Source organism: Paraburkholderia dipogonis, from assembly GCF_046027395.1.
Taxonomy (GTDB): Bacteria; Pseudomonadota; Gammaproteobacteria; order Burkholderiales; family Burkholderiaceae; genus Paraburkholderia; species Paraburkholderia dipogonis_A.
Genome location: NZ_JAQQEG010000047.1, coordinates 49,699 through 74,999, shown reverse-complemented (window position 1 = coordinate 74,999; position 25,301 = coordinate 49,699). Strand labels below are relative to the sequence as shown.

Here is a 25,301-nt window from a genome sequence, read left to right as displayed (position 1 = left end):
ACATCGACGGTAACAACGGGCGCAAGGAGGAACGCGGCCAGGGGTGGGAACTGGCAACGGATTCATGGGGCGCGCTGCGCGCCAATCGGGGTATGGTCATCAGCACCGAGACGCGAGCGGGTGCAACGGCTCCCGTCAAGGACATGGGCGAGACGGTGCAGCGGCTCACGCAGGCGCGCGAACTTCATGAGGATATGGCGGAAGTTGCTCGGCAGCACACCGCCCAGCAGGACGGCACTGACCAGCGCGACGCCATTGGTGACATCAAGGCGCAGAACAGCGCCATTCGTGGCGAGGCGAAATCGGACGTTAATCCGTTCCCGGAACTGGCGCGGTCCGATATGGTAATCGCGAGCGCTGCGGGGATCGGCATGACGGCGGCGCAGAGTACCCATATTGCGAGCAGGTATGACCTGGCCTTGACGACCGGGCGCGACGTGAGCATTGCTTCGGGCCACTCGTTGTTCGCCGCGGTGCGAGGTGCCATTTCGCTGTTCGCGTATCAGCTTGGCATGAGGCTGATAGCTGCAAAGGGCAAGGTAGAGGTTCAGGCCCAAAGCAACGAAATGGCGCTTACCGCATTAAAGGACGTGACCGTCACCAGCACCGGTGGGCGCGTTGTCATCACGGCGGCAAAGGAAGTGTGGATCGGCGCGGGCGGCTCGTACATCCAGCTCAGCGGCAACGGGATCATCAACGGGTCCCCGGGCCCGATTCTCGAAAAGACCGCATCGTGGGACGTTCCAGGCCCCGACGCTCACATACCCAGTTTCGCCCCATTCGGTTCCGGTACGGCCACTGAGCATTACACGCATTCCCTCTGAAGGCCTCGCCATAAAGCCCCATGATTATCAGCCCTCCTTTTCTTTCGACAGCACAGCCGCAGCAGAATGACTTGGTGCTCACGGCGGACGCCGGCAACGCCGTTGTGCCCGACAGCGACGTGTGCACTTCCAACATGCTCGAGTGCGCACCTGGCAACGGTGCCTATCCAGTCAGCTTCAATCTTGGCTGGCATGGCGGTGCGCATCTGATGGCGCCAACCGATGGCGGGCAACCTGCCTCCGTGCGCGCCATTGCGGACGGCACGATCGTGTACGTGCGCCGAACGGACATGACCCACAAGCCGACGCTCCAGTACCGGAATGTCCGCACGGATGACGGCTGTATGGTTATCCGGCACGACACGGAAATCGGCGAAGGCGACAATGCGAAGGTCACCTACTACTCCCTGTACATGCATATGCAGCAGGTGCTTTCATCCCTCGCAGTGGGCAAGAAGATCTACCGTAAGGATCTGATCGGCACACCGGGCCAGATTTACGGCCAGTTTCCGCAAATCCACTTTGAGATCGTCTGCGACGAGGTGAATCTGCGGAAGTTTATTGGGCGCGCTCCAGGTCCGCTGGCTGGTACACCGGCACGAACGGACGCGGTCTATGGCGACATATGGTTCTTCGTTCCTCGTGGCGCAAAGCTCTTTGCGAATGAGCCGCACCCGTATCGTGAAGACGATAGCTATCCAGCCGTTGCCACGCTGCACCCGCAGGCGTCTCTCGTTCCGGCCGGAACGAGCCGCGATCTTGTTATCCGCATGCATTACGAGAAGGACTGCACGCTCACGACCTACCAGCAGAATACGGATGGAAACTGGTCCGCCTCCGGTGCCATGCCCGTTGAGAGCGAAGCAGAGTACAACCTGTACAAAAGGGCTATAGCACTTCATGGGCGTTTTACCGACAACAGTCTGGCAGGGATTCCCGCTGGCATCGCGGTAGCCTACCCCAGCGCCATCTTCGAGATGCTCCGCTTCGGCCGCTGCATCAACGACCAGCTTGCCAGCGGCGCGCGCTTCAATCACTGGCGCAAAGTGAGAACACCGGACGGTGACGGATGGATCAATCTCTCGAAGGCGGGCGTGCGCGTCTATAGCGATGCTGATTTTCCCGAATGGGCGGGCTGGAGTTTCATCAACGACGATCCCGCGCCCGACAGCCTGTGTGATTCGCCCACGGTAAAGCGCTGGCTGGACGTCAATCATTCCGGGCATGTCAGCCACGCTGACGCTGCGCAGGCATTGGGTCTCGGTGCAATCCGGCAACGCATGGCGCATGCAGTGTGCAAATTCCCTTCCGAGTGGAGCCGGGCTGGACTGGAAGCACGATACAACTGGCTGAAGAGTCCGCATGAGGCATTGACCAACCCGTTGTCGGAAAGTGACTTCAACAGGCTGATGGAGCATGCGCGTGATCTGGCGTTCTGGGAGGATGTCAGCGATCCCGATTTGCCGCATGCCAGTGAGGTCTGGCATTTCCCGCCGGCGGCGTTTGTGCGGCAGTTCAGGACGTGCAGGTGGTTTAGCGCGAGCGAATTCAAGCAGCTTCTGCCAAAGGAGGTGTTGCGCGAAGGTCCTCAGCATGCAACGTATTACGAGAATGTCGCTGACGTGCGTCCGTCGTTCCTGAATACCTATCTTTCCCCGCTTAACCGTTCGTTGCGCAAGTACCTTATTAATACACCGCGGCGAATATCTGCGTTTTTTGGGAATGCGCTACAGGAGACGCAGTGGCTCACCAAATTGCACGAAGACAATCATGGCATGTGGTACTACCCATGGGACGGCCGCGGTTTCCTTCAACTGACAGGCCCAAATAACTACATCGAGTACTGGGATTTTGTTGGGCGCGGGACTCTGATTTCACCACAGGCGCGCAGTAGGCTGCATCAGGCATACCAACAGGCTAGTGCCGACAGCTCTCATGCCCAACAGTACATCGCAGATAGCATCAGCGGCGTAACGGCGGCAATGATCGGGTGGCGCTTCAACGTTAGCGGCGATGGTGATCCGCCTACTGCTGACGATCAAACCGGTCCGTCGGATAGCGCCGGATTTTACTGGTCAAAAATGGGCATGGCGAAGTATGCCGACCGGTCTACCAATCTTCAACGACGAACAGTTTCCGCGACTCGACCTCCTAATTCTCACCATCCGGGCAATGGCGGGTCATCGATTACCAAGATCTATTACCACAGTGAAAGTTTCCGCGACGCGTCGGCCGTCGTAAACTATCCCGCTGCTGTAGGCCAGCCAAACATCACGTTCAATGGATACATCGCACGTTGCGTCGGATTTGCTCAGACATTGGCAGTCGTCGGCGAACCGTGGTTTGCCGACGAACACGGAGCACCGCTCGCCTTTCCTGAAGGTCGGCAACCGAGAAGAAACTGAACGATGAAATCTAGGCTCAAAATCAACTTACTACTGTGTACCGCTATCTGCCGAGTCAGTGTTGGCTACACTGTGACACCGGTTGCCACTGAGGACAAATTTCCCGTCCTTGCCGTAGACATGGGGGCTGACTGCGCCATCAGCGTGATTGACTACTACGGTGGACACTTGGCAAGTGGCGTGGTTGCCAACGCGTCGTATTGGACAGAGAAGCCACCGGTACCCAGCACGATTGAAAAATTCTCGCTTCGCTTTAAGTGCATAGACGTGCAATCGTCGGATGGAACCGCACTTGCCTATGGAGCAGCATGGGACATGCGTGGTAAAAGGTGGAAGCCGTATTACGAGGATAACTCTGAGCGACGGCTCACTGCCCCCGTTTCGCGCATTTATCAAGTGAGATCAATAAACGCGACGGGCTTTTTGAGAACAACGGATCAAATCAACGGAGAAGAAGCTCAGCGCGTGCGCTTTTATAGCTTCTGCTTATTTAATGGGCATAAGGCGGTATGCGGGGATGGTCAGTCGATGAGACTGCGTGAGCCACAACGGGATTTTTTGCCATATATTTTGCGCGTTCTTAGGAGTCTGAGCTTCATTGATAGTCAGTCCAAGACGAGTAATCAATGATCGACCTCATCCGACTCGGAGACACCACCGACCACGGCGGGCAAGTCGTCACCGCCTACCAAACCCTCCGTCATGCCGGGCGGCGCGTGGCCCGCAAGGGCGATCTCATAGAATGCCCGCTGCACCCCGACGTCCAGCCCAATATGATCCTCGAAGGCGACACGAGAATAACCGATTGCGGTACGCCCGTTGCGCGGCAGGGCCATCACGCCACCTGCGGATGCAGTCTGATTTCGAGTCTGGCGTGAGTAATCGTGAGTACGCGGGAAAAGGAAGAGCGTGAGTGAAGGTCGGAAACGAATACTTGAAGCGACGCCGGTCGATTGTCAAATTTCGACACAACGCTACTGGGTGGCATTGAAGTGTGATCGAATGGGCCTGCTGGTCCACGAACAGTGGCAGGCTTAACCAGGCGGGGGTTTTCCCCTTTGACCGCCTGCTGACCTGAATGCTGGTGGACCGGCACCTTCCAGACGCTTCGTTTTCCTGAGCTATCGGAAAGACTGACGGTGATCCATGCGGCGGTTGCCATCGCAGATCGCGTTGCGCCTCTTCAAAGAGACGGCACGTCACCTGAGTTTTAACCGGGCCGCGGCGGCGCTATGTGTAACCTAGGGCGCCGTCAGCCGGCAGATTCGGATGCTTGAGGAATCCCTTGGCGCCCGTCTGTTCGAACGCGACCATACGGGTATCGCCTGACAGCGGCGGGCGCGCAGTTGCGGCCCTGTCTCGCCGACGCCTTCGGCATGATCGAGCGTGGATGCGGGCAAGTCGCGGAGCAAACCGGAACGCGCCGGTTGGTTGCCTCCATGCCCCTACGTTTGCAATCCAAAGATGTTCGCCGCTTCTTGGCCCGCTCGCTCTCTCGCTCCCCGATGTTGAGCAATCGATCCGCGCAGCCTGCAAGGGCGCAGGACTCGCCATAGCGAATCGCAACATGATTACCGAGGAACTGACCGACGCTAGCCCTCGCGCAGATATCGGGAGTGGAGGTAATCGGACCGTTCGGGTATCGGCTCCGTATTGCGTCCCGTCACGGGCAGACGCGATGGCCGGATTCAGGCCTCGGCCACCGCCCCTCTGGCACACATGTCCGCATGTCTCCTGGAGTCAGGACAGGGTTTCAAGGGAGCCCTCCAGCGCACGCAGCTTGGTTACCAGCCAAAGAAAGGAGGCTTCGCCCCACACAGCAACGCTAATAGACCACAAAAAAATCACGGAAAGGCCAATCCGCAAAAACAACCCCTAAAGCTTCTGCTCCTCAGCGAGCATCAAAATCCGCGCCCATTGTTTAGCCTGCCGCTCATCCCGCATAGGCAAGACCCAAGTTTGATGCTTAGCATCTTTGACCTTCAAAGCAACCTGCCATTGAGCATCATGGCCCTGCGCCTCCGCCCCGAGCAAATCCGCAAAGATATAAGCGCCCTGCTCTTCACCGAGACGAATCTCACAAAGCCGCTTACCGGCAGCAAGCCGCACCGACCCCCAACTCCCTTTGAGTTCGTGAGTCCAATCTCCATCACGAACGTTGGAAGCCACTTCCTTGCGGCGCCGCCACCAATAAGCCAGCGCGGCTATCAGCAGCAAAGCCACCAGCACGGCAACACCGACAGCAACACCCAGCCCAAAAGCCGCCTGCAAGGCATCAAACGCCCGCACCGCGCCATACGCCAGCGCAATCAACGCAATCAACGCAATCAACGCAACGAGAATCGGCATCGCAAGCTCACAAGGCAAAAAACTCAGCCTAGCACGAGCGACGCCCGTCTCTCACCGCAAGAGCACCGCAAGAAACCATTGCGAAAATTACGCGGGCGCCCAGCTTGAGCATCAAGGCTGCCTATTGCTTATGCGTCGCCGCCCAATCCTTCACCGCCTTCAGCGTATTCTCGACATGCTTCTCCGGCGACAAGCTCGTGTACTCATAGATGATCTTGCCATCCGGCGCGATCACATACGACACCCGATTGGCCATCGACGCATGCATCGGCAAGCCCGCGTCATACTCGCCGATCACCTTCGAATCGGCATCGGCCGCGACCGGGAATTTGCTGCGGCATTCGCTCACCGAAAACTTGGTCAAGGTGTCGATGTTGTCGTGCGACACGCCGATCACCGTCGCGCCATATTTCTTGTATTCATCGACGGCTTCGGCGAACTCATGCGCTTCGATCGTGCAGCCCTTGGTGAAGGCCGCCGGATAGAAATACACCACCACCGGCCCTTTCTTCAGCTCGTCGGCCAACGAATACGTGTACGTCTTGCCGCCCAACGAGGCCTGCGCGGTGAACTCCGGCGCCACATCGCCCGGCTTGAGCGTCGCCGAAGCCGTCAGCGAATGCATGGCGAATCCCACCGACACGGCAGCGGCCAATGCCGCCGATATGAATTTCTTCTTCATCTGTTGCTCCTCCAGGCGTGGATGCACGCGGTTCGTCCAATGAACCCAAGGCCACTGCGTTCACACGAACGCCGGCCAACTTCGCTATTGGACCACGTACTCACAAGGTACGTAAGAACCAGCCTGAAGGATGCAGAAGTCGTTGCCGTGAACGCGACCACGGCGAACCTGCAGAAAGGCGCGCGACGGCGCTGACACACCTGTCAGGCCGCCACTTCCGCGATATGCGCGCCAAACCACGCTGCAGCCGACAGATTCAGCTCGGCCAGCACCTCGGGCGTAAAAGCCACGAAGCCGCCCGGCGCGTCGGGGTCCAGCGCGATCGTTGCAGCGTCGACGCCCTCGCCGGCCGCCTCGGCGAGGCGCAGCAAGGTGCCCAGCTCGCCGCGCCGCGACACGATTGCTTCGCGAATCTGCGGCGCGAGGCCGAGTTTCTCCAGCACCGCGCCCGGCGAACTGCCGAGCACCACGTGAATCAGAGAAAAAATGCCCGTCATGAACGCGGCATCGGCGAATTCGTCGTCGGCGGGACGCAGCCAGCCTGCGGCTAGCTCCATGAAGCGCGAGCGCGTTCCCGCCAGTTGCACCAGCGGATCGGCGCGCCACGGCAGATCGCCGCTGTCGGCGTAAAGCAGCAGTTGCGCCCAGCGCGCGATCTGCCGAGTGCCAGTGGCGATGATCGCCTCGCGCAGCGACGCGATATTGCGCCCAAGCCCGAATGCGCTCGAATTGACGAGGCGCAGCAACTGCACCACCACGCTCGGGTTCAGCTTGAGCTCCGCTTCGAGCTCGACGATGCCCGCATCGCGCGACAGCAAGGCCAGCAGGCGCAGCAGCCCCGGCCGCGGCGAGCGGTTGCGCGGCGCGGCCAGCACCTGCGGCCGCGCGAAAAAGTAACCCTGAAACAGATCGAAGCCAAGCTCACGGGCGAGCGCGAAGTCCTCGCGCGTCTCGACTTTCTCGGCGATCAGCGTCTTGCCCTGCCCGCGCACCAGCGCCGCCAGCCTCGGCAGCACGGCGCGGTCGGTCTGCAAAAAGTCGATCTTGACGATGTCGGCATGCGGCAGCGCGCCGATCAACTCGTCGGACAGTTCGCTCACGTCGTCGAGCGCCACCTGAAAGCCGACGCGGCGCAGCTCGCCCAGACGGCGGACCAGTTGCGCGTCGAATTTCACGGTCTCGAGGATTTCGAGCACGAAGCGCTCGGGCGGCATCAGATGGACGATGTCGTTAAACAGCAGCGCGCGGTCGATATTGACGAAGCCGCGATGCTGGCCCAACACCGTCGGCACGCCGATCCCGCCGATCGCGCGCGCCACCACCTGCGCCGTCGCCTGGGCGTCGTCGGTGACTTCGGCGTAGTTATGCGCGCCAGCTCGAAACAACAATTCGTAAGCATTGAGCGCGCCGTCGCGATCGAGGATCGGCTGGCGGCCCAGATAGACGAATTGCGTGGCGGGCACCGGTTCGGCGCCGTCGGCGGTTGCGTCGAGCACCTCGATGTGCCGGGCAGTGGCCTTGGCTTGATCGCGTTCAGACATGGAGCATCGGTGCAAGTGTTCGGTAAGCTACGCAGCAGCGACGTCACGGCCGGCACTGCACAACAGAGGTTTGTCCTATTAACGGACGTCGAGTAGCCGCACTTTAACTGAATCGGTCCCGGGCCGCCGCCAAGCCGCGCAAGCCTTTCCTTACCGCGTGTTTTTTACAGCAGGCGCTAAAGATTTCCCCGCAGGGGTCGTTATCTCGTTCTGATGGGGCGGCCTGATACCTCTCGACCGCCCTTAAACGGCGGGCAGTGAGCCGCCCCGCCTGCAGACGAATACAGGTTGCCAGCGATAAACATGGAAGCGAACAGGATCACCGCGCCCCGCCGGGGCTCCTTGCGCACGGTCATCGACCGGCTTCGTGCGTTCGGCCGGCGCGTGGACGGCAAACCGCAGACGGCCGCAAGCCGCGCTGCGCAACTGGAACAGGTGGTCGGCGCCGTCGACCTGCTGGCGCACGTCGACGACGAACTGCGCTTCATCTATGTGTCCGAGGCCAGCCTGCGCTTCATCGGCTATCACCGCGAGTATCTCGAGACCATCACGCTGCACGACCTGGTAGCGCCGGCCGACGTGCCGCGCCTAGACACCCTGCTGACGCGCGCCGCCGTGTCGGGCAACGTCGAGAAGGCCACGCTCGGTCTCATCAAGTCGCTCACTTACCCGATCACCGTCGAGCTGCGCGTGGTGCGCAGCAGCCACGACGGCACCGAAGGCTATGCGATCGCCGGCTTCGACGTGTCGGCCTGGCGCGCCACCGAGGAACGCCTGACCCAGGCGCTGCATCTGGACCGCCTGACCAATCTGGCCAACCAGTCGGCGCTGATCCCGGCGCTCCTCGACGCCCAGCAGCAAGCCGACGCGCACGGCACGCCCGCCGCGCTGCTGCTGCTCGACCTCGACGACTATCAGCGCGTGAACCGCGCGCTCGGCTACGACGCCGGCGACGAAATGCTGCGCGACACCTCGCGCCGCATACTGAATATGACGAGCCCGAGCGAGACCGTGGCGCGCGTGGCCAGCGACGAGTTCGCGATCCTCGTGAAGCCCGCCGCCAGCCGCACCGACGCGGCGGCCGCAGCCGAAACGCTGGCGCGGCGCCTGTTGACCGCGATCCAGCAGCCGTATGTGTTCAACGGCCAGCAGGTGCATCTGTCGGCGAGCATCGGCATTGCGCTCTACCCGGACGTACGCCACGCCAACGACACCGCCGCCCACGACACCCACCTGCTGCGCTGGGCCGACCACGCCCTCTTGCAGGCCAAGGCGGCCGGCGGCAACACGCTCGCCTTCTACGTCCCCGACGACAACCCCGCCGACGCCGAACGCCTGAAGCTGGAGGCCGACCTCTACGACGGCGTGCGCAACGGCGAGTTCTCGCTACACTTCCAGCCGATCACGAGCAGCCGCACGCATGGCGTGGTCGGCGTGGAAGCGCTGATTCGCTGGTTGCATCCGGTGCACGGGCTGGTGCCGCCGTCCATGTTCATCCCACTTGCTGAGTCGATCGGCCTGATCAACTTCCTCGGCAACTGGGTGTTGAAGGTGGCCTGCATGCAGTTGATCCAGTGGGATGCCAAAGGCATCGCGTTGCAATACGTGGCCGTGAACGTGTCGCCGCAGCAGTTCCGCGATCCGCGCTTCAAGGACTCCGTGCGCGAGGCGATCGAATTGACCGGCATCGATCCGCGCCGCCTCGTGTTCGAGATCACCGAAAGCCTGCTGATGCACGACCCGGCGCATGCCAAGGGTCTGCTCGAAGAGCTGACGGCAATGGGCATCCGCTTCGCGGTCGACGACTTCGGCACCGGCTATTCGAGCCTGGCTTACCTGCAACGCTTCCCGCTGGCCAAGCTCAAGATCGACAGGAGTTTTGTCGAGAATCTGCTAACCTCCCGGAACGATCAGGCAATCGTTAGCGCCGTGGTGGGCCTCGCTCAGACACTGGATCTCGAGCTGGTGGCCGAGGGCGTCGAAACGGAAGCGCAGCGCACCCTGCTCACCGAGATGGGATGCGACCACATCCAGGGGTGGCTCGTCTGCAAGGCGTTGCCCTCCGACGAACTCGCGCAGCGTTTCGAAGCGCGCACGCTTCATTTGCACAGCGCCTAGCCATGCAGGCAAAGCGCTCATGTATTGAATCATGCAGCGGAACAAGCCGGCCTCTGGCCGGCGTGGCACTCATTGGAACATGTATGGCTTTGGCGGGACTCACATGGTAAAGGCGGCGGTGCTCGACCGGCTCTGGACGCGAATGAGCGAGCGCGGCGATTTCCCCATGCTGTCGCAATCGCTGCGCTCTACCATGGCGGCGATGAACAATGACGACCTCGACTTCACCGGCCTCGTGCAGGTGGTGCTTTCCGACTTCGCCTTGACGCAAAAAGTGCTGCGGCTCGCCAACTCGGCCATGTACATGGCGTTCGGCGGCAACATCACGACCGTGTCGCGCGCACTGATGGTGCTCGGCATGGACGCAGTCGGCCATCTCGTGGTCGGCCTGAAGATCGTCGATCACTTCCATCACAGCGCGCCGCGCCGCATCGACGCGAAACTCGAACTGAACCGCACACTGCTGTCGGGCTGCGTCGCGCGCAAGCTGACCGAGCGCGGCGATCTGCGCGCCGGTGAGGAAGCCGTGGTCTGCACGCTGATGCGGCAGATCGGCAAGCTGCTGGTGGTGTTCTATCTCGACGCCGAATGGGATCAGATTCGCCGCCATATCGACGACGGCACGCTCGAAGCCGATGCCTGCGTGCTGGTGCTCGGCGTGACCTTCGACGAAATCGGCGCCGAAGCCGCGGTGCGCTGGCGCCTGCCCGACATGATCCGCTCCGGCATGGGCGAGTTCGACCCGCAAGACGTCACGCAGCCGCGCCAGGTGCAGTGGCTGCGCGCCATCACCAATTATTCGACGGCGGTCGCCGACGTACTCACCCAGCAGAACATGCCGGACTGGGAGCGCGAGCAACGCATCGCCGAACTGGCGCAGGAATATAGCGGCGCGCTCAACACCGATCCCGAAGTGCTGCTCGAGATGAGCGTGGCGCTCGCCCGCGAGGAAGGCGGCGACGGCGTGATGCGCGAAATCGTCGAGTTGCGCGCCAATGCCGATGCGATCGCGCGCGAGGCGCTCAATCCCGAGGCGCGCATCGCGGTGGGCGTCGAAGATCTGCGCGGCCTGCCCGACGGCAGCCCACTCCAGCCGGCCCTGGCGATGGCCGCGGAAACGCTGCTCGCCGGCCTCGGCTTTGCGCGCACCGTGGTATTCGTCAAGCACAGCAACGGCACCTTCAAGGCGCGCCTCGGTCTCGGACCGAAGATCGACGCAGCGTTGCCCAAGCTAACGTTCAACACCGCCTTCGAACCCGACGTGTTTCATCTGGCGATCGCGAACTCGGTGGGCATCTTCATCGAAAACGCGCGCGACCCGAAGATGGTCGCGCGCTTGCCCGAATGGTTCCGCCGCTCATTCGACGACGCCCGCGCCTTCGTGCTGCTGCCGGTCGTCGATGAAAGCGACACGACCGTGGCGCTGCTCTACGGCGACTGGTCGCATAGTCAGGAGCCACGTCGCATCTCACAGAAAGAGATGAGCGTGTTGAATGAACTGGCCAGGGAGTTAGGGCGTTTTTTCGGCTTGGGGCAGATGCGGGAAATGGAGACGATGTGAAGACCTGGCGTGATCGTTGATCACGGCGCTTCACTCTCACCTGTTCTGTATTTGCCCTACGCCACGTTGAAGCCGAGTCGGGCTCGCCGAGGCCGCCATGCATGGCATGCCGCGGCCCTCCGCCGAATCGCTGACCTCAATCCTCGATTCTTTCCAACCCTTCCGCGCTGCGGTCCGCGACACCGGCCCACGCGCCGGCCGCCAGACCCAGTTCCGCGACCTCCTCCACCGTCAACGGCTGCAAGCGTTCGCACAGCGTTTCGATTTCATCCCACGCACCGCGTTCGAGCGCTTCGACCGCGGTGAGCAGCAACCCCAGCACGCCCTGTCGATGCAAGATGCCCGCCTGAATCGGACGCGACAACGTCAGCACGTTCAAGGTGCTTTCGAGCGAGCCGCCGAACACCGCGTCGACGAATGAAAACACGCCGGTCAGGAACGCTGCATCGGCCTCGTCGCGGCCGGCTTCGGGCAGGCGCTCGATCGCCAGTTCCATGAAGCGCGCGCGGGTCGCGGCGAGTTGCAGCAAGGGATCATCTTCGAGGGCGACCTTGCGGCCGTCGGCGTAGAGCAGCAGCTGCGTCCAGCGCGCGATGCGGTTGGTGCCGGTCGCGTTGATCGCTTCGCGCAGCGTCGTGACCTTGTGGCCGACGGCGAGGCCGCTCGAATTGGCGAGCTTCATCAGGTGCATCACCAGCACCGGGTTCAGCTTGAGTTCGGCTTCGAGCTGCGCGACGGTCGGATCGCCCGAGAGGAGTTGCAGCAGGTTCAGCAACGCATGGCGCGGCGCGCTGACACGGCGCGTCGCCGAGGTCTGCGCGCGCGCGAAGAAGTAACCCTGGAAGCGATCGAAGCCGAGTCCATGGGCCGTTTCGAAATCGGCTTGCGCGTCGATTCCCGAGGCGACCAGCAGCTTGCCCGCCGACTTGAGCACGCTCGCCAGTTTCGGCAGCAGCGCGCGCGGCACGCCCGTGAAATCGATCTTGACGACTTCCGCGTAAGGCAGCAGTTTGGCGAAGGTTTCGTTGGGCTGGGTCACCTCGTCGAGCACGAAGCGATAGCGGCGTCCGTGCAACTGGACGATGCGCGCCACCAGCGCCTCGTCGCACTCGATCGTCGGCGCCAGTTCGAGCATGAAGCGCTCGGCGGGCAGCCGCAGGATCGCGTCGTCGAATAGCATGTCGCGGCTGACGTCGACATAAGCCGGATGCCCGGTCAGCGCGCCGCGCACATTGCCCTGAAGCAGCCCGTGAATGATGGCTCGCGCCACGCGTTGCGCCGGACCGGGCGTGCGGCACGACGACGCGTCGGTATCGCTGTCCGCGTCCGCGGCGGCTCGTGCGCCCTCCAGCCTGTCCGCAGTCCATTCCGGCGCGCGCACCTTGATCTCGTAGCCGCACAGCATGCCGTCACGATTCAGAATCGGCTGTCGCGCGAAGCTGGCATTCAATTGCGCATCGTCTGTTGCACCCGTTTGGCCCGGATTCTCGATTGCGATGGTGGTCATTGCACTCCCCCGCTAAGCGCCGCCCAGGCGCTTACTGCTGTATTTTGATTTTCGCCGCACCGTTAGCGCGCGTCCCAGGCCGTGAAGCCCGTGGCGCCCGCAGTGCACTCGGCGATTTTAGCGCAGGCCGCCATGCGCGGACACGTCCGTGAAGCAATATCTGGAAATAATTGGAGATGAGTCTGAAAGCGATCCGGCACGGAATCGACGATACTCTTGTGCAGTGCAGAAGCGTTCCAACCGCGTTTAACCACCAAGGAAAAACATGAACGTCAAAAGCGTGCTGTCAAATGCCTTCGCGATGCCGATCACGAGCCCGGCATTCCCCATGGGCCCGTACCGGTTCATCAACCGCGAATTTCTGATCATCACCTACCGCACCGATCCGGACAAACTGCGCGCCGTGGTGCCCGAGCCGCTCGAGATCGGCGAGCCGCTGGTGCACTACGAGTTCATTCGCATGCCGGATTCGACGGGCTTCGGCGATTACACGGAAAGCGGCCAGGTGATTCCGGTGTCGTACAAGGGCGTGGCGGGCGGCTACACGCTCGCCATGTATCTGGACGACCATCCGCCGATCGCCGGCGGCCGCGAACTGTGGGGCTTTCCGAAGAAGCTCGCGAACCCGGTGCTCGCCGTCCACACCGACACGCTCGTCGGCACGCTCGACTACGGCCCGGTGCGCATCGCCACCGGCACGATGGGCTACAAGCATCGGCAGCTCGACCTGGCGCAGCAGAAGAAGCGCCTCGAAACGCCGAACTTTTTGCTCAAGGTGATTCCGCATGTGGACGGTACGCCGCGCATCTGCGAACTGGTGCGCTACTACCTGCAGGACATCGATCTGAAAGGCGCATGGACCGGCCCGGCCGCGCTCGAACTGGCGCCGCATGCGCTCGCGCCGGTCGCGGAATTGCCGGTGCTCGAGATCGTCGAAGCGCGCCATCTGATTGCCGATCTGACGCTCGGTCTCGGCGAAGTCGTGTTCGATTATCTCGATCAACCAGAAGCGAACGTGCGGTGATCCATTAGCGTCGGCCTTGCGCCGCCGCCGCACAAATGCAAACGGCCGCAATAGCGGCCGTTTGCATCAGACACAACGAAGCGCGTTACTTCAACACCACCTTCACGTCGAAGTACTTCGCCGCAAAACGGTCGATCGTGCCGTCCGCCTTCAGTTCCTTGAGCGCCTGGTTCAGCGCGTCCTTCAGGGCCTTGTCGCCCTTGCGGATGCCGAAGCCGACGCCCGCGCCGAGCAGTTTCTCGTCGCTGACGGCCGGACCGGCGAACTCGAAGCCCGCGCCTTGCGGCTTCTTCAGGAAGCCTTTCGATGCGGCTTCCGCGTCCTGGAAGGCCGCGTCCAGACGCCCCGAGGCGAGGTCGGCGTAGATCTGGTCCTGCGTCTGATACGGCACGACGTCGACGCCGGCCGGCGCCCAGCGCGCCTTCGCGTAGGTTTCCTGAATCGTGCCCTGCAGCACACCGACATGCTTACCCTTGAGCGAAGCTGGCGTCGGCAGCAGACCGCTGCCCTTCTTCGCGATCATCTGATTCGGGATGGTGTAGATCGGATCCGTGAAATCGACCGCCTGACGGCGCTGATCCGTGATCGTCATGTCCGAATTGATGGCGTTGAACTTGCGCGCCTGCAAGGCCGGGATCAGACCGTCGAACGAGTTCTCGACCCACACGCATTTGGCTTTCAGCTTCGCGCACACGGCATTGCCGACGTCGATGTCGAAACCCTGCAGCTCGCCCGACGGCGACTTCGATTCGAACGGCGCATACGATGCCTCGACGCCGAAATGCACTTCCTTGATATCGGCCGCCGACGCGGTGCCGGCCGTGACCGAAGCCGCTGCGAATAGCGCGAGCGCAGCCATGTTTCGCCAATTCATCTTCATTACGGGTGTTCCTCTACGGTATTGAATAAGACGGAGCCGAATCCGGGCAAGCATGATTGCCGCGCCAAAATTGCGATTCAAACTCATGCGGCCGCTGTGGTGCAGCGCAACAGCCGCGAGGCCGCGATTGTACAGGCTTCGTCTGCCGCGCCTGCGGGCGCGCCGCGCGGCGCGTCGTTGGGTACGCGCCTTGGGTTCATGCGTAAAGGTGTAAATAGCTGTCGCGTTCAGGCAAAGGCAAACGCGTTAAAGCGCGCCGTCGCCCGCTGCGAAATCGCCGCTGAGTTGCTGCGACAGATGCGTATAGACGGCAGCCACATGCGGCAAATGACGCGACTCCGGATGCGCGAGCACCCAGACCTGCGACTCGGCCTCGTCGAGCGGCGGCGTCAATTGCACGAGATCGTCGCGGCCGCGCGCGAGAAAAGTCGGAAAGATGCCGACGCCGAAACCGCGCACGACGAGTTCGAACACCGCCATCACGCTGTTGGTCTTGTAGCGCGGCTCGACCGTCGGGCAATGACGCTTGCGCCAAAGCACCGAAGGGTGATCGCCGAGCGAGGCGTCCGGGGCCGCCCAGTCGCAGCGCGCCAGCGCATCGGCGTCGCTCGCATGGATGCTGCTGCCTTTGGCGGCGAACACTGCGATGCGCAGCGGACCCACATGCTTGCCGACCAGATGATCCGGCGCGCGGCGCGTGGCGCGCACGGCGATATCGGCATCGCGTTTGGTGAGGCTCGCGAGACCGTTGGTCGCGGTCAGTTCGAACGACAACGCCGGATGCAGCGCCGCGAAATCATGCAGTGCGGGCAACAGCAGGCCGTAGAGCACGGTATCGGTGGTCGTCACGTGGACGCTGCCGGACACGCTGTCGCTGCTCGCCTGCACCGTGGAGCGCGCCGCCGCGAGTTCGCTTTCGATGCGCTCGGCGTGTCGCGCCAGTTGCGCGCCGAGCGGCGTGGCGCGATAACCGCTGCGCGAGCGCTCGAAGAGACGCTGCCCCAGCCCGCGTTCGATCCGCTGCACCGAGCGAAAGATGGTCGAGGCGTCGATACCCAAACGCTGCGCGGCTTCCGCGAGCGTGCCCGTGCGCACCAGCGCGAGAATGGTTTGCGTATCCGCCGAAGTCAGTTCGTATTGCGTTTTTGCACGCATGGTTTGGCAAGCCGCCTGTTTATTCGGAATGCGATCCCGGCTACTTTTACCACATGGACTTGTCGGCCGACGAGCCTCGCCACCGGCACCCGCCGGGACCTCACACCCGTTCATAGCGAAACCATCATGAAACTCTATTACTCACCGGGCGCCTGCTCGTTGGCGGTTCACATTGCACTGCGCGAAGCGGATCTCGACTTCGAAGGCGTCAAGGTCAATCTGCAAACGCACAAGCTCGCCAACGGCGACGACTACTATGCGATCTCGCCGCGCGGCTATGTGCCCCTGCTCGAATTCGCCGATGGCTCGCGCCACACCGAAGGCGCAGCGCTGCTTCAATACGTCGCCGATCTTGCGCCCGAGTCGGGCTTGCTGCCGCCTGCGGGTTCGCCACAACGGCTCGAAGCACTCGGATGGCTCACGTATATCAGCACGGAATTGCACAAGACGTTCAGTCCGTGGCTGTGGCACCAGGAGACAGCCGAATCGACGAAGGCCGAATGCCGCGCGAAACTCGCCACGCGTTTTAGCGAACTGGAGCGTGTATTTGCGTCGCGCGACTACCTGACGGGACAGTTCTCGGTCGCCGATGCGTATGCGTTCACGGTGCTGAGCTGGGCGCGCATGCTGTCGATCGACCTCGGCGCTTATCCGAAGCTGGGCGCATATCTGGAGCGCGTCGCGGCGCGGCCGAAGGTGCGTGAAGCGATGGTGGCCGAAGGCTTGATCCGCGCAAACGCGGCTTAAGAAGCGGCCTGAGGGGAAACGTTGCGCGCCCCAGCGCGCAACGTTTGGTTCGTGCGTGGTGAACTACACGAGTTTCGACAGCGTGTCCTGCGTCGTCTCGACAACCATCAAGCCGGCGCGTAAACCGGGCTTGACGGTCGCGTTCGGAAACACGAGCCGTTCCTCGTCGTGCTGCACGACATAGCGATATTCGCCGTCGCGCGCGAGCACGGTGTCTTTCGCGAACGGCGTGAAATTCGCCACATCGGCGGCGACCAGCAATTCGAACGCATCGCTTCGCTTGGTGATCTGATCGATGACTGTGAACGCCCGCGGCATGTCCGCACGCGCCTCGCCGCTCATGCCGGCCAGCAGTTGGCGCACCGCGTGATCGGCACCGGCGAAACGCGTCAGATCGTTCTGACCGAACGGACGCACCTTGCCGAGTTCCAGCGTGCACGCCTCGGCGCCACACTCTTGCGCGGTGAAATGCGAATACGTGTTGCCCTTGGTGGTGTGCAGCAGCACCACACTGATACGCGCCTCGCCGAGCCACTCGAACATCGCGCGCGAAAACGGCTTGCCGGTATGCGGCAGCAACGCGAACTGTTCGAAGGCGGACGCGCGGATCGCCGTATGCATGTCGATATGCCAGCGCGCGCCTGGTTGGTCCGACGCTGCCGCGAAGAATTGCGTCGCGGCCTGCTCCAGCGCGGCGGCACGCGGTGCCTCGTAGCTCTGCGGCACCTGCAGATGACGGCCGCTGAAAAGGCGGTTCAGATCGTCATCGCGATAACGGCAGGCGTCGCGCATGGCGTCGACGTTGCCGAGAATTACCAGCAGGCGGCAAGTCAGCGAGGCGGCACCTCGCGCGATGTCGCGCACCAGAAACCCCAGCAGTTCGATCGGCGCGGTCTCGTCGCCATGCACGCCGGCGGAAACGAGCACACTGCGCACGCCCTCTTCCTGCGCCGCCGGTTCCATCAACAGCACGCCGTCGTCCAGCCACGACCAGCGCACGCCGCCGGCGCACGTACCCTGTGTTTCACTAGCGGCCGGCCGCGTGCCCGCCAGCGTGTAGGCGAGGAAATCGTCGAGCATCGAAACCGGCATATCGCGCTCAGCGCTGGAAGTCATACAGCGAACCCAAACCGAGAATCTGCGTCAGTTCGTCGAGCGCGGTGCGCGATTCGGCGAGCAAATGCGGATCGGTCAGATCGGCCGGTGCGAGGCGGTCACGATAGTGTTTTTCGATCCACGCATCCAGACGGCCGAACAACGTATCGTTGATCCACACGCCTTGCGTCACTGCCGCGCGTTCCGCGTCGTCGAGCACGACACGCAGGCGCAGGCACGCCGGGCCGCCGCCGTTCTTCATGCTTTCGCGCAGGTCGAACACCAGCACGTCGTCGATCGGGCCCGTGTGCGACGTCAGATCGTCGAGGTATGCGGCAACACGCGGGTTTTCGCGGCATTCCTGCGGCACCACCAGCACCTGCTTACCATCCGGGCGTGTCAGCAACTGGCTGTTGAACAGATACGAGGTGACGGCGTCGGCCACGCTTACCTGGGCGTCCGGCACTTCGATCACGTTGAAGTCCGCTTTCAGGCCGGAGAGCTTCGAGCGCAGTTCGTCGTACACCGCGTTCTGTTCGACGAACGCCAGTTGATGACAGAACAGCGTATTGCGATTGCCGACCGCGATCACGTCGTTATGGAATACGCCCGCGTCGATCACGTCGGGGTTCTGCTGCGCATACACCGTGGCCGCATCCGCGAGGCCATGACGATGCGCGACCGCACGGCTCGCCTCGAAGGTTTGACGCGCCGGGAAGCGCTTCGGCTCCGGCCCGCGACGATACTCGCTGCGGCCATACACGAAGAATTCGACGCCACGTGCCGCATATTCCGAGCAGAATCGCGTGTGATTCGCCGCGCCTTCATCGCCGAGCGCGGGCGTGCCGGGCAGCGCTTCGTGCACCACGAAACGGTCGGCGTCGTTGAAAATCGCGCGCAGCGTGCGGCGCGTCGATTCATGTTCGATCGCGCGATGCAGCTTGCTGCACAGATTGGCCGGCGTGAAATGCACGCGCCCGTCGTGCGTATCCGCGGACGGACTCACGGTCGCCGCATTCGCGGTCCACATCGCTGAAGCCGAACTCGCCGCGGCCAGCAACTCGGGCGCGTCCTTGGCCACGCGCGCGATCACGGTCGCGTCGTCGCCGGAGAAACCGAGCTCGCGCAACAGACGCATCGACGGACGCTCCTGCGGCGGCAACACGCCTTGATGAAAGCCGAGATCGGCGAGTTGCTTCATCTTGCGCAGGCCTTGCCGCGCGGCCGCCTTCGGATTCGCAACCGACTTGTCGTTGTTCTGCGACGCGACATTGCCGAACGAGAGCCCCGCGTAGTTGTGGGTCGGGCCGACCAGGCCGTCGAAATTGGCTTCAGTGGCTTGCATCGTCGATCCTTAGAATTGAAGGCCCGGCGAAACGCTCGCGGGCATTTGCAGTTGCGCGCTTTCGACGGATGCCATCGGGAACGCGCAGTAGTCGGCGGCGTAATACGCGCTCGGCCGGTGATTGCCCGAGCGGCCCGGCCCGCCGAACGGCGCGCCCGACGATGCGCCATTGGTCGGCCGGTTCCAGTTGACGATGCCCGCGCGGATGGTGCGCTGGAAGTGCGTCCAGAGCGCTTCGTCGTCGGCGAGGAGGCCGGCGGAGAGACCGAACTCGGTGTCGTTAGCCTGTTCCAGCGCTTCGTTGAAGCTGCCGTAGCGGATGATTTGCGCCAAAGGCCCGAAGTGCTCTTCGTCGGGCAGGTTCTTCACGTTCGTGACGTCGAGGATCGCGGGCGTGACGAAACCGAGTTTCGGATCGCGCTGCTCCATCTTAAGCAAAGCCTTGGCGCCATCGGCCAGCAAGCGTTCTTGCGCGGCGACAAGTCGCGACGCAGCACGCGCCGAAATCACGGCACCCATGAACGGCTGCGGATCGACGTTATATTCACCGACGGTGATGCGCGACGTGACTTCGGTGAAGCGTTCCATGAAACGATCGCCGCCCGCGTCGTTCGGCACGAAAATACGGCGCGCGCACGTGCAACGCTGCCCCGCTGACAGAAACGCCGACTGAATCGTGTGATGCACGGCGGCATCGACATCGGCCACCGGTCCGATCACGAGCGGATTGTTGCCGCCCATTTCGAGCGCCAGCACGATTTCCGGGCGGCCGCCGAACTGCTTGTGCAGCAATGTTCCGGTATCCGAACTACCCGTGAAGAACAGACCGTCGATCTGCCGATGATTCGCGAGCGCAATGCCGGTGTCCTTCTCGCCTTGCACGAGGTTCAGCACGCCCGCGGGCAAACCGGCATCGCGCCAGATCTGCACGGTGAGCGCGGCCACGCCGGGCGCGAGTTCCGACGGCTTGAATACGGCCGCATTGCCCGCGATCAGTGCCGGCACGATATGCCCGTTCGGCAAGTGGCCCGGAAAGTTGTACGGCCCAAACACCGCCACCACGCCATGCGGACGATGCCGAAGCACCGCAGTGCCGTCCGCCATCGCCGATCTCTTTTCGCCGGTGCGCTCGTTATAAGCCTGAATCGAGATCTCGACCTTGGCCGCCATCGAAGCCGCTTCGGTGCGCGCTTCCCACAGCGGTTTGCCGGTTTCGCGGCCGATCGCTTCAGCCAGCGCTTCCTTGCGTTCGGTCACGAGCGCGGCGAAGCGGCGCACCACGCCGCAACGTTCGTCGAGGCTCAACGCCGACCACGCGGCGAAGGCGCGGCGTGCACTGCGCACCGCGCGATCGACGTCGTCCGCCGAAGCGCTGTTGCCTTCCCACACCGTCGCGCCCGTGCCCGGGTTGTGCGACGCGAATGCGGGTCCTGTGCCGGCGGCCCATTCGCCGTCGATGAAAAGCTCGCTCATGATCATCCCTGTTTGTGTTTCTGCGGCAGCACGCGCACGAGGTCGCCTGCCTTGACGTCGAGTGCCGCGGCTTCAGTCGCGCTCAGGCGGAACACGCCGTCCTGCGGCACGCCCGCCACCACGCCGACCCGAAAATCGCCCAACGACGTATTCGACACCATCGATTTCGGTCCATCCTGCGGCGCGGCCGACGCGCCGATTTCGACCGGCACCACCACGCTCTCTCGCACCGTGCGCAAGTCGGCGATATGGCATTCGAGCACCGGACCCGCGTCGAAGATATCGACGTGATTCTCGTAACGCAGCCCTTCCGATTCGAGCATGCGGCGCGCCGGAATCGTGTCGTTGTGCGTGAGGCCAACGCACTCCTGCGCCTCTTCCGGCAACAACTCGACATACACCGGATAGCGCGGCATCAGCTCGGCGAGAAACGCCTTGCGGCCATGTGAACTCAGATAATCCGCCGCGTTGAAATCGATCTGGTAGAAATGCGAGCCGACCGCGCGCCAGAACGGCGAGGTGCCTTCGGCATCGAAATGGCCGCGCAATTCCGCGCACAGACGCTGCGGAAAGCGCTCGCGAAACTGCGCGAGAAACATGAAACGCGAACGCGACAGCAAGCCGCCCACGCCGCTCGTGCGATAACGCGGACTCAGGAACAGCGAGCATACTTCGGCATAACCCGTCAGGTCGTGCGAGATATTCAGCGCGCGCATGCGCGTCCAGATGCCGAGGTCCTGGCTCGCGTGCACCACCGTGCTCACGCGATAGTTGTAGAACGGCTGTTGCAAGCCGACCGCGGTTTCGATCCCGCACACACCGGCGACGTCGCCCGTGTCGGTGTCTTCCATCACGAAGAAGTAGCCGGCTTCGTGCGGCTCGGCCTTGTCTTCCATCGTGCGGCGCGCGCGTTCCACGCGTGCCGCGAGCGCCTCGCGGTCCGGCTTGAAGGTGGTCAGACCCGGGCCGGTTTCCTGCGCGAGCCGCATGAGCGCGTCCACATCGCCTCGTTGCACAACGCGAACGACGATCATCGTGCCTCTCCCGATTGTTCTTCCTGCTGCGGCTGGTGCAGCGGCACGCAGCGCACCGTGTCGCCCTCTTCGACGCCGAGCGCGGCGCGCGCCGCGTGCGACATCGAGGCGCCAGCTTCTTTACCCGCTGTTAATTCGGCGAGCACACAGCGGAACTCGCCATCGGCGTCGTTATGCGCGATCAGATACGTCGAACCGTTAGCGGCCGCATTGCTCTCGTGCACCGTGCGAGTTTCGTTGCGCGTGACGCAGGCGCTGCGATCCACCTGTGCAGTCAACACCGGACCCGCGTCGAAAATGTCGATGTAGCGATCCGTCTCGAAGCCTTCTTCAAGGTGGATGTCATACGCGAGCAAGGCCTTCGAATCCGGCTCGCCGAGCACGCGCTGCGCCGCCTCGGGCAGCAACGGCACATAGATGGGATACGTGGGCATCACTTCGGCGATGAACGTGCGGCTGCGGCCACCCGATTCGATCTCGATGTCGGCGAAGTTGCGGCCGAAGAATTTGCGCCCCACCGCTTCCCAGAACGGCGACACGCCGTTCTCGTCGGTGACGCCGAGCAGCAGCGAAAACACTTCGGGCGTGAAGCGCTTGCGATTGGCGGCGATGTACATCATCCGCGCGCGCGACATCAGATGCGCGGCGGCGTCGCCACGCAGCGACGGATCGATGTAATAGCCCGCGAGGCGGCTCTTGCCCGTCAGTTCATGCGACATGGTCAGCGCGTGAATCTTGCGATTCACATGCAGTTCGCGCGACGCATGAATCAGCGCGTCGTTGCGAAACGCGTAGAACGGGTCCGAGTAACCGGCTGCGGCGACGATGCTCGCCGTGCCCATCAGCTTGCCGCTTAGCGCATCTTCGAGCACGAACAGATAGAACTCCTCGCCCGGAAAATCGACCTCCGCGCGAAACGAGTCTTCCGACAACGCGACGCGCGCTTCGAGCGCACGCCGGTCGTGCGGCAGGGAATGCAGCACCGGTTGCGCGGTGCGCGCCATGTGTTCGAGCGCGTCGAGATCGGCGAGGCGGCCTGGGCGTACGAAGAGCATCATCGTTCCTGTTGAATGTGACGCGTGATCAATGCCGTGAATCAATGCGACGCCGCTTCAGCCTTCGCGCCGACGATCGTTTCGATGGCCTTGGCGAGTCGCTCGAAGCCTTCGTTCATATCGTCGAGCGGCATGATCAGCGAGGGCACGAAACGCAGCACGTCAGGACCGGCCATCAGCATGATCACGCCGTGCTGGCCTGCTGCCGTGACGAAATCTTTCGCGCGGCCCTTGAATGCATCGGTCAATTCCGCGCCGATCAACAGACCTCGGCCACGCACTTCCGTGAACAGACCGAAGCGTTCGTTCAGCTTCGCGAGGTGGCCCTTCAGCGCTTCACTGCGCGAGCGCACGCCTTCGAGCAGCTTCGGATCGCTGACCAGCTCGACCACTTTCTCAGCGATCGCCGCGCCAAGCGGATTGCCGCCGTACGTCGTGCCGTGCACGCCAACCTTGAAATACGCGGCCAGTTCGTTGGTGGTCAGCATCGCGCCGATCGGGAAACCGTTACCGAGCGCTTTCGCCGTGGTCAGGATGTCCGGCGTCACGCCGGTTTCCTCGTACGCGTAAAAATAGCCGCTGCGGCCCACACCCGTTTGTACCTCGTCAAAAATCAGCAGTGCGCCGTGCTGATCGCAGGCTTCGCGCAGCGCCTTCAGGAACGCCGGATCCGCCGGGATCACGCCGCCTTCGCCCTGAATCGGCTCGACGATCACCGCGCAGGTTTGCGCGCCGATGGCTTTCTTTGCCGCTTCGATGTCGTTGTACGGCAGATGCGTGATGCCGGCCGGCACCGGGCCGAAGCCTTCCGAATACTTCGGCTGGCCGCCGACGCTGACCGTGAAGAACGTCCGGCCATGGAACGACTGCGTGAACGAGATGATTTCGTATTTATCCGCGCCGTGACGGTCGAACGCGACGCGGCGCGCCAGCTTCAACGCGGCTTCGTTCGCTTCCGCGCCCGAGTTGGCGAAGAATGCGCGGTCGGCGAAAGTCAGGTCTTCGAGGCGCCTGGCGAGGCGCAGCACCGGCTCGTTGGTGTAACCATTGCCGATGTGCCACAGCTTGCCGCCCTGCTCGTGCAACACGTTCAGCAGTTCGGGATGCGCATGACCGAGGGCGGTGACGGCGATGCCGCCGGCGAAGTCGATATAGTCGCGGCCTTGCGTATCCCAGACGCGCGAGCCGAGACCGCGATCCGGCACGAAGGCGGCGGGCGAAAACACCGGCACCATGACTTCGTCGAAGGTCTGGCGTGTCACTGTCAGGTCGTTCATGGCAAATCCTCGTTACAGGTGAGAGGTAATACAGGTAGTGTAGGAAACCGCACGCGATACGTCTTGCGCATACGCGACGCTTTCTATGAGGTTCCACGCGAACGGCGGGCGTTGAGCGCCGGGCCAGGCGCTTTGGGCCGCGTTTCGGTCCGCCTTTCAGTCCGTTTCAATCCGCCTGATCCGGCCGCTCGATCAGCGCGCCCGGCCGTGGCTCGCTGGCCGCGGCGCCGCTCGCGCCGGTCTGCTTGTCGATCCAGTTACGACGATCCTCGCGCGGTGTGACACCAAAGCGTTCGCGGTACGCATTCGAAAAGTGCGCCGCCGACGAAAATCCGCAAGCGAGACTGATCTGCACCACCGACTTGCTGGTGCGCTGCAATTGCGTGCGCGCTTTCGAAAGCCGCAGTCCCAGATAGTATTTGGACGGCATCGAGCCGAGATACTGGCGAAAGAGGCGCTCCAGTTGCCGCCGCGACACGCCGACCAGACCCGCGATCTCGTCGGTGGTGAGCGGGTCTTCGATATTCGCTTCCATCAGCAGCAACGCGTCGTTCAGGCGCGGATGGCGTTCGCCCGGCGCGGTCACGAACGGAATGCGCTGCCGCTCCTCGCCCGCGCGCAACACGCCCACGCCGAGCGTATCCGCAATGCGATCCGCGAGTTCGGGACCGTGCTCACGGCCGATCATCGCCAGCATGAAGTCGACGGTCGCCTGGCCGCCCGCGCAGGTGGCGCGATCGCGGTCGATTTCGAAGATCTGTTGCGTGACGATGGAGCGCTCGAATTGCTCGGAGAACTGCTGATAGGTTTCCCAATTGACGCTCACGCGATAGCCGGACAACTGCCCTGCCATGGCGAGCCACCACACGCCGTGATGAATGCCGGTGACGAGCGGCGTGCGCTGGCCGACGCGCGACAGGCTGGCGAGAAAGAGGCGGTAATCGGCGAATTGCTGAAAGCGCTCGCTGACGATGATCAGCCAGTCGCACAAGATCGCATCGCCGAAGGCGGCGTCGGCCGGCCAGTGCGCGCCGCCCGCGAGCGGCACCGCGCGGCCGTCCCACGAGCACACCTGCACGCGGTACAGTGCGCGGCCGTCGATTTCATTGGCGAGATTGAGCGCGTCGACAATCGGCCCGACGCCCGACATCGACACGGGCGGCAAGGCGACGATTGCGACCTGCGTGGTGCGAGCCGGGCTGGACGTGCGAGCCATCGCTGAGCGAGTC

General features: G+C 63.0%; 21 protein-coding genes and 1 pseudogene. 9 read left to right on the top strand and 13 right to left on the bottom strand.

The genetic code is table 11. The features are described 5' to 3' along the window. The 5 genes and pseudogenes from PQR32_RS35355 to PQR32_RS42285 all read left to right on the top strand — a co-directional run. On the top strand, positions 1-824 hold an 824-nt coding region (locus PQR32_RS35355), incomplete at its 5' end, for a DUF2345 domain-containing protein (RefSeq protein ID WP_408238466.1). 20 nt (positions 825-844) lie between these two features. Continuing rightward, entirely contained in the window at positions 845-3,229 is a 2,385-nt protein-coding gene (locus PQR32_RS35350) for a hypothetical protein (protein ID WP_408238463.1), read from the top strand. Between the two features lie 3 nt (positions 3,230-3,232). Next, positions 3,233-3,859 (top strand): hypothetical protein, encoded by a 627-nt coding sequence (locus PQR32_RS35345; RefSeq protein ID WP_408238460.1) that lies wholly within the window; start codon positions 3,233-3,235, stop codon positions 3,857-3,859. After that, on the top strand, positions 3,856-4,107 hold the full coding sequence (locus PQR32_RS35340) for a PAAR domain-containing protein (RefSeq protein ID WP_408238457.1): 252 nt from the start codon (positions 3,856-3,858) through the stop codon (positions 4,105-4,107). The genes PQR32_RS35345 and PQR32_RS35340 overlap by 4 nt, the downstream gene beginning before the upstream one ends. Before the next feature lie 268 nt (positions 4,108-4,375). Beyond that, positions 4,376-4,754, top strand: a pseudogene (locus PQR32_RS42285) (LysR family transcriptional regulator); the annotation flags it as partial. Positions 4,755-5,104: 350 nt separating this feature from the next. On the opposite strand, the gene PQR32_RS35330 reads toward PQR32_RS42285, so the two are convergent. The 3 genes from PQR32_RS35330 to PQR32_RS35320 all read right to left on the bottom strand — a co-directional run bounded on the left by PQR32_RS35330 (position 5,105) and on the right by PQR32_RS35320 (position 7,801). Beyond that, positions 5,105-5,578: a hypothetical protein gene (locus tag PQR32_RS35330; RefSeq protein WP_408238454.1), complete on the bottom strand. Its 474-nt coding sequence runs from the start codon at positions 5,576-5,578 to the stop codon at positions 5,105-5,107. Positions 5,579-5,699: 121 nt separating this feature from the next. Then, positions 5,700-6,260, bottom strand: coding sequence for a peroxiredoxin (locus PQR32_RS35325; protein WP_408238451.1), 561 nt, complete (start codon positions 6,258-6,260; stop codon positions 5,700-5,702). Positions 6,261-6,463: 203 nt separating this feature from the next. After that, the gene (locus PQR32_RS35320) at positions 6,464-7,801 is read right to left on the bottom strand and encodes an EAL and HDOD domain-containing protein (RefSeq protein ID WP_408238448.1); all 1,338 of its coding nucleotides are present in this window, start codon (positions 7,799-7,801) and stop codon (positions 6,464-6,466) included. Between the two features lie 303 nt (positions 7,802-8,104). On the opposite strand from PQR32_RS35320, the gene PQR32_RS35315 reads away from it, so the two are divergent. Further along, on the top strand, positions 8,105-9,919 hold the full coding sequence (locus PQR32_RS35315; protein WP_408238445.1) for a putative bifunctional diguanylate cyclase/phosphodiesterase: 1,815 nt from the start codon (positions 8,105-8,107) through the stop codon (positions 9,917-9,919). A gap of 103 nt (positions 9,920-10,022) precedes the next feature. Continuing rightward, positions 10,023-11,480, top strand: a complete 1,458-nt coding sequence (locus PQR32_RS35310) for an HDOD domain-containing protein (protein WP_408238442.1) — start codon at positions 10,023-10,025, stop codon at positions 11,478-11,480. Positions 11,481-11,616: 136 nt separating this feature from the next. Here PQR32_RS35310 and PQR32_RS35305 read toward each other — a convergent pair whose 3' ends face one another. After that, positions 11,617-12,987 carry an EAL and HDOD domain-containing protein gene (locus PQR32_RS35305; protein WP_408238439.1) on the bottom strand — a complete coding sequence of 457 codons (1,371 nt, stop codon included), beginning with the start codon at positions 12,985-12,987 and terminating at the stop codon, positions 11,617-11,619. A 265-nt stretch (positions 12,988-13,252) separates the two neighbouring features. Between PQR32_RS35305 and PQR32_RS35300 the strand changes: the two genes are divergently transcribed. Beyond that, positions 13,253-14,011: an acetoacetate decarboxylase gene (locus tag PQR32_RS35300; protein ID WP_408238436.1), complete on the top strand. Its 759-nt coding sequence runs from the start codon at positions 13,253-13,255 to the stop codon at positions 14,009-14,011. A gap of 85 nt (positions 14,012-14,096) precedes the next feature. On the opposite strand, the gene PQR32_RS35295 is transcribed toward PQR32_RS35300, so the two are convergent. Then, the gene (locus PQR32_RS35295; protein ID WP_408238433.1) at positions 14,097-14,891 is read right to left on the bottom strand and encodes an ABC transporter substrate-binding protein; all 795 of its coding nucleotides are present in this window, start codon (positions 14,889-14,891) and stop codon (positions 14,097-14,099) included. A 246-nt stretch (positions 14,892-15,137) separates the two neighbouring features. Continuing rightward, positions 15,138-16,046 (bottom strand): LysR family transcriptional regulator, encoded by a 909-nt coding sequence (locus PQR32_RS35290; protein WP_408238430.1) that lies wholly within the window; start codon positions 16,044-16,046, stop codon positions 15,138-15,140. 126 nt (positions 16,047-16,172) lie between these two features. On the opposite strand from PQR32_RS35290, the gene gstA reads away from it, so the two are divergent. Further along, positions 16,173-16,793 carry a glutathione transferase GstA gene (gene gstA, locus PQR32_RS35285; RefSeq protein WP_408238427.1) on the top strand — a complete coding sequence of 207 codons (621 nt, stop codon included), beginning with the start codon at positions 16,173-16,175 and terminating at the stop codon, positions 16,791-16,793. A gap of 63 nt (positions 16,794-16,856) precedes the next feature. Here gstA and astE read toward each other — a convergent pair whose 3' ends face one another. The 7 genes from astE to PQR32_RS35250 form a co-directional block, all read right to left on the bottom strand. Then, entirely contained in the window at positions 16,857-17,909 is a 1,053-nt protein-coding gene (astE, locus tag PQR32_RS35280) for a succinylglutamate desuccinylase (protein WP_408238424.1), read from the bottom strand. Beyond that, positions 17,893-19,233 (bottom strand): N-succinylarginine dihydrolase, encoded by a 1,341-nt coding sequence (astB, locus tag PQR32_RS35275; RefSeq protein ID WP_408238421.1) that lies wholly within the window; start codon positions 19,231-19,233, stop codon positions 17,893-17,895. Before astB ends, astE begins: the two co-directional genes overlap by 17 nt. Before the next feature lie 9 nt (positions 19,234-19,242). Then, the gene (gene astD / locus PQR32_RS35270) at positions 19,243-20,706 is read right to left on the bottom strand and encodes a succinylglutamate-semialdehyde dehydrogenase (RefSeq protein WP_408238418.1); all 1,464 of its coding nucleotides are present in this window, start codon (positions 20,704-20,706) and stop codon (positions 19,243-19,245) included. 2 nt (positions 20,707-20,708) lie between these two features. After that, positions 20,709-21,740 (bottom strand): arginine N-succinyltransferase, encoded by a 1,032-nt coding sequence (gene astA, locus PQR32_RS35265; protein WP_408238415.1) that lies wholly within the window; start codon positions 21,738-21,740, stop codon positions 20,709-20,711. Continuing rightward, complete coding sequence (aruF, locus tag PQR32_RS35260) at positions 21,737-22,795, bottom strand: arginine/ornithine succinyltransferase subunit alpha (protein ID WP_408238412.1); 1,059 nt, start codon at positions 22,793-22,795, stop codon at positions 21,737-21,739. Before aruF ends, astA begins: the two co-directional genes overlap by 4 nt. A gap of 41 nt (positions 22,796-22,836) precedes the next feature. Beyond that, the gene (locus PQR32_RS35255) at positions 22,837-24,072 is read right to left on the bottom strand and encodes an aspartate aminotransferase family protein (RefSeq protein WP_408238409.1); all 1,236 of its coding nucleotides are present in this window, start codon (positions 24,070-24,072) and stop codon (positions 22,837-22,839) included. 166 nt (positions 24,073-24,238) lie between these two features. After that, positions 24,239-25,288 (bottom strand): GlxA family transcriptional regulator, encoded by a 1,050-nt coding sequence (locus tag PQR32_RS35250; RefSeq protein ID WP_408238406.1) that lies wholly within the window; start codon positions 25,286-25,288, stop codon positions 24,239-24,241. Positions 25,289-25,301: the final 13 nt, after the last annotated feature.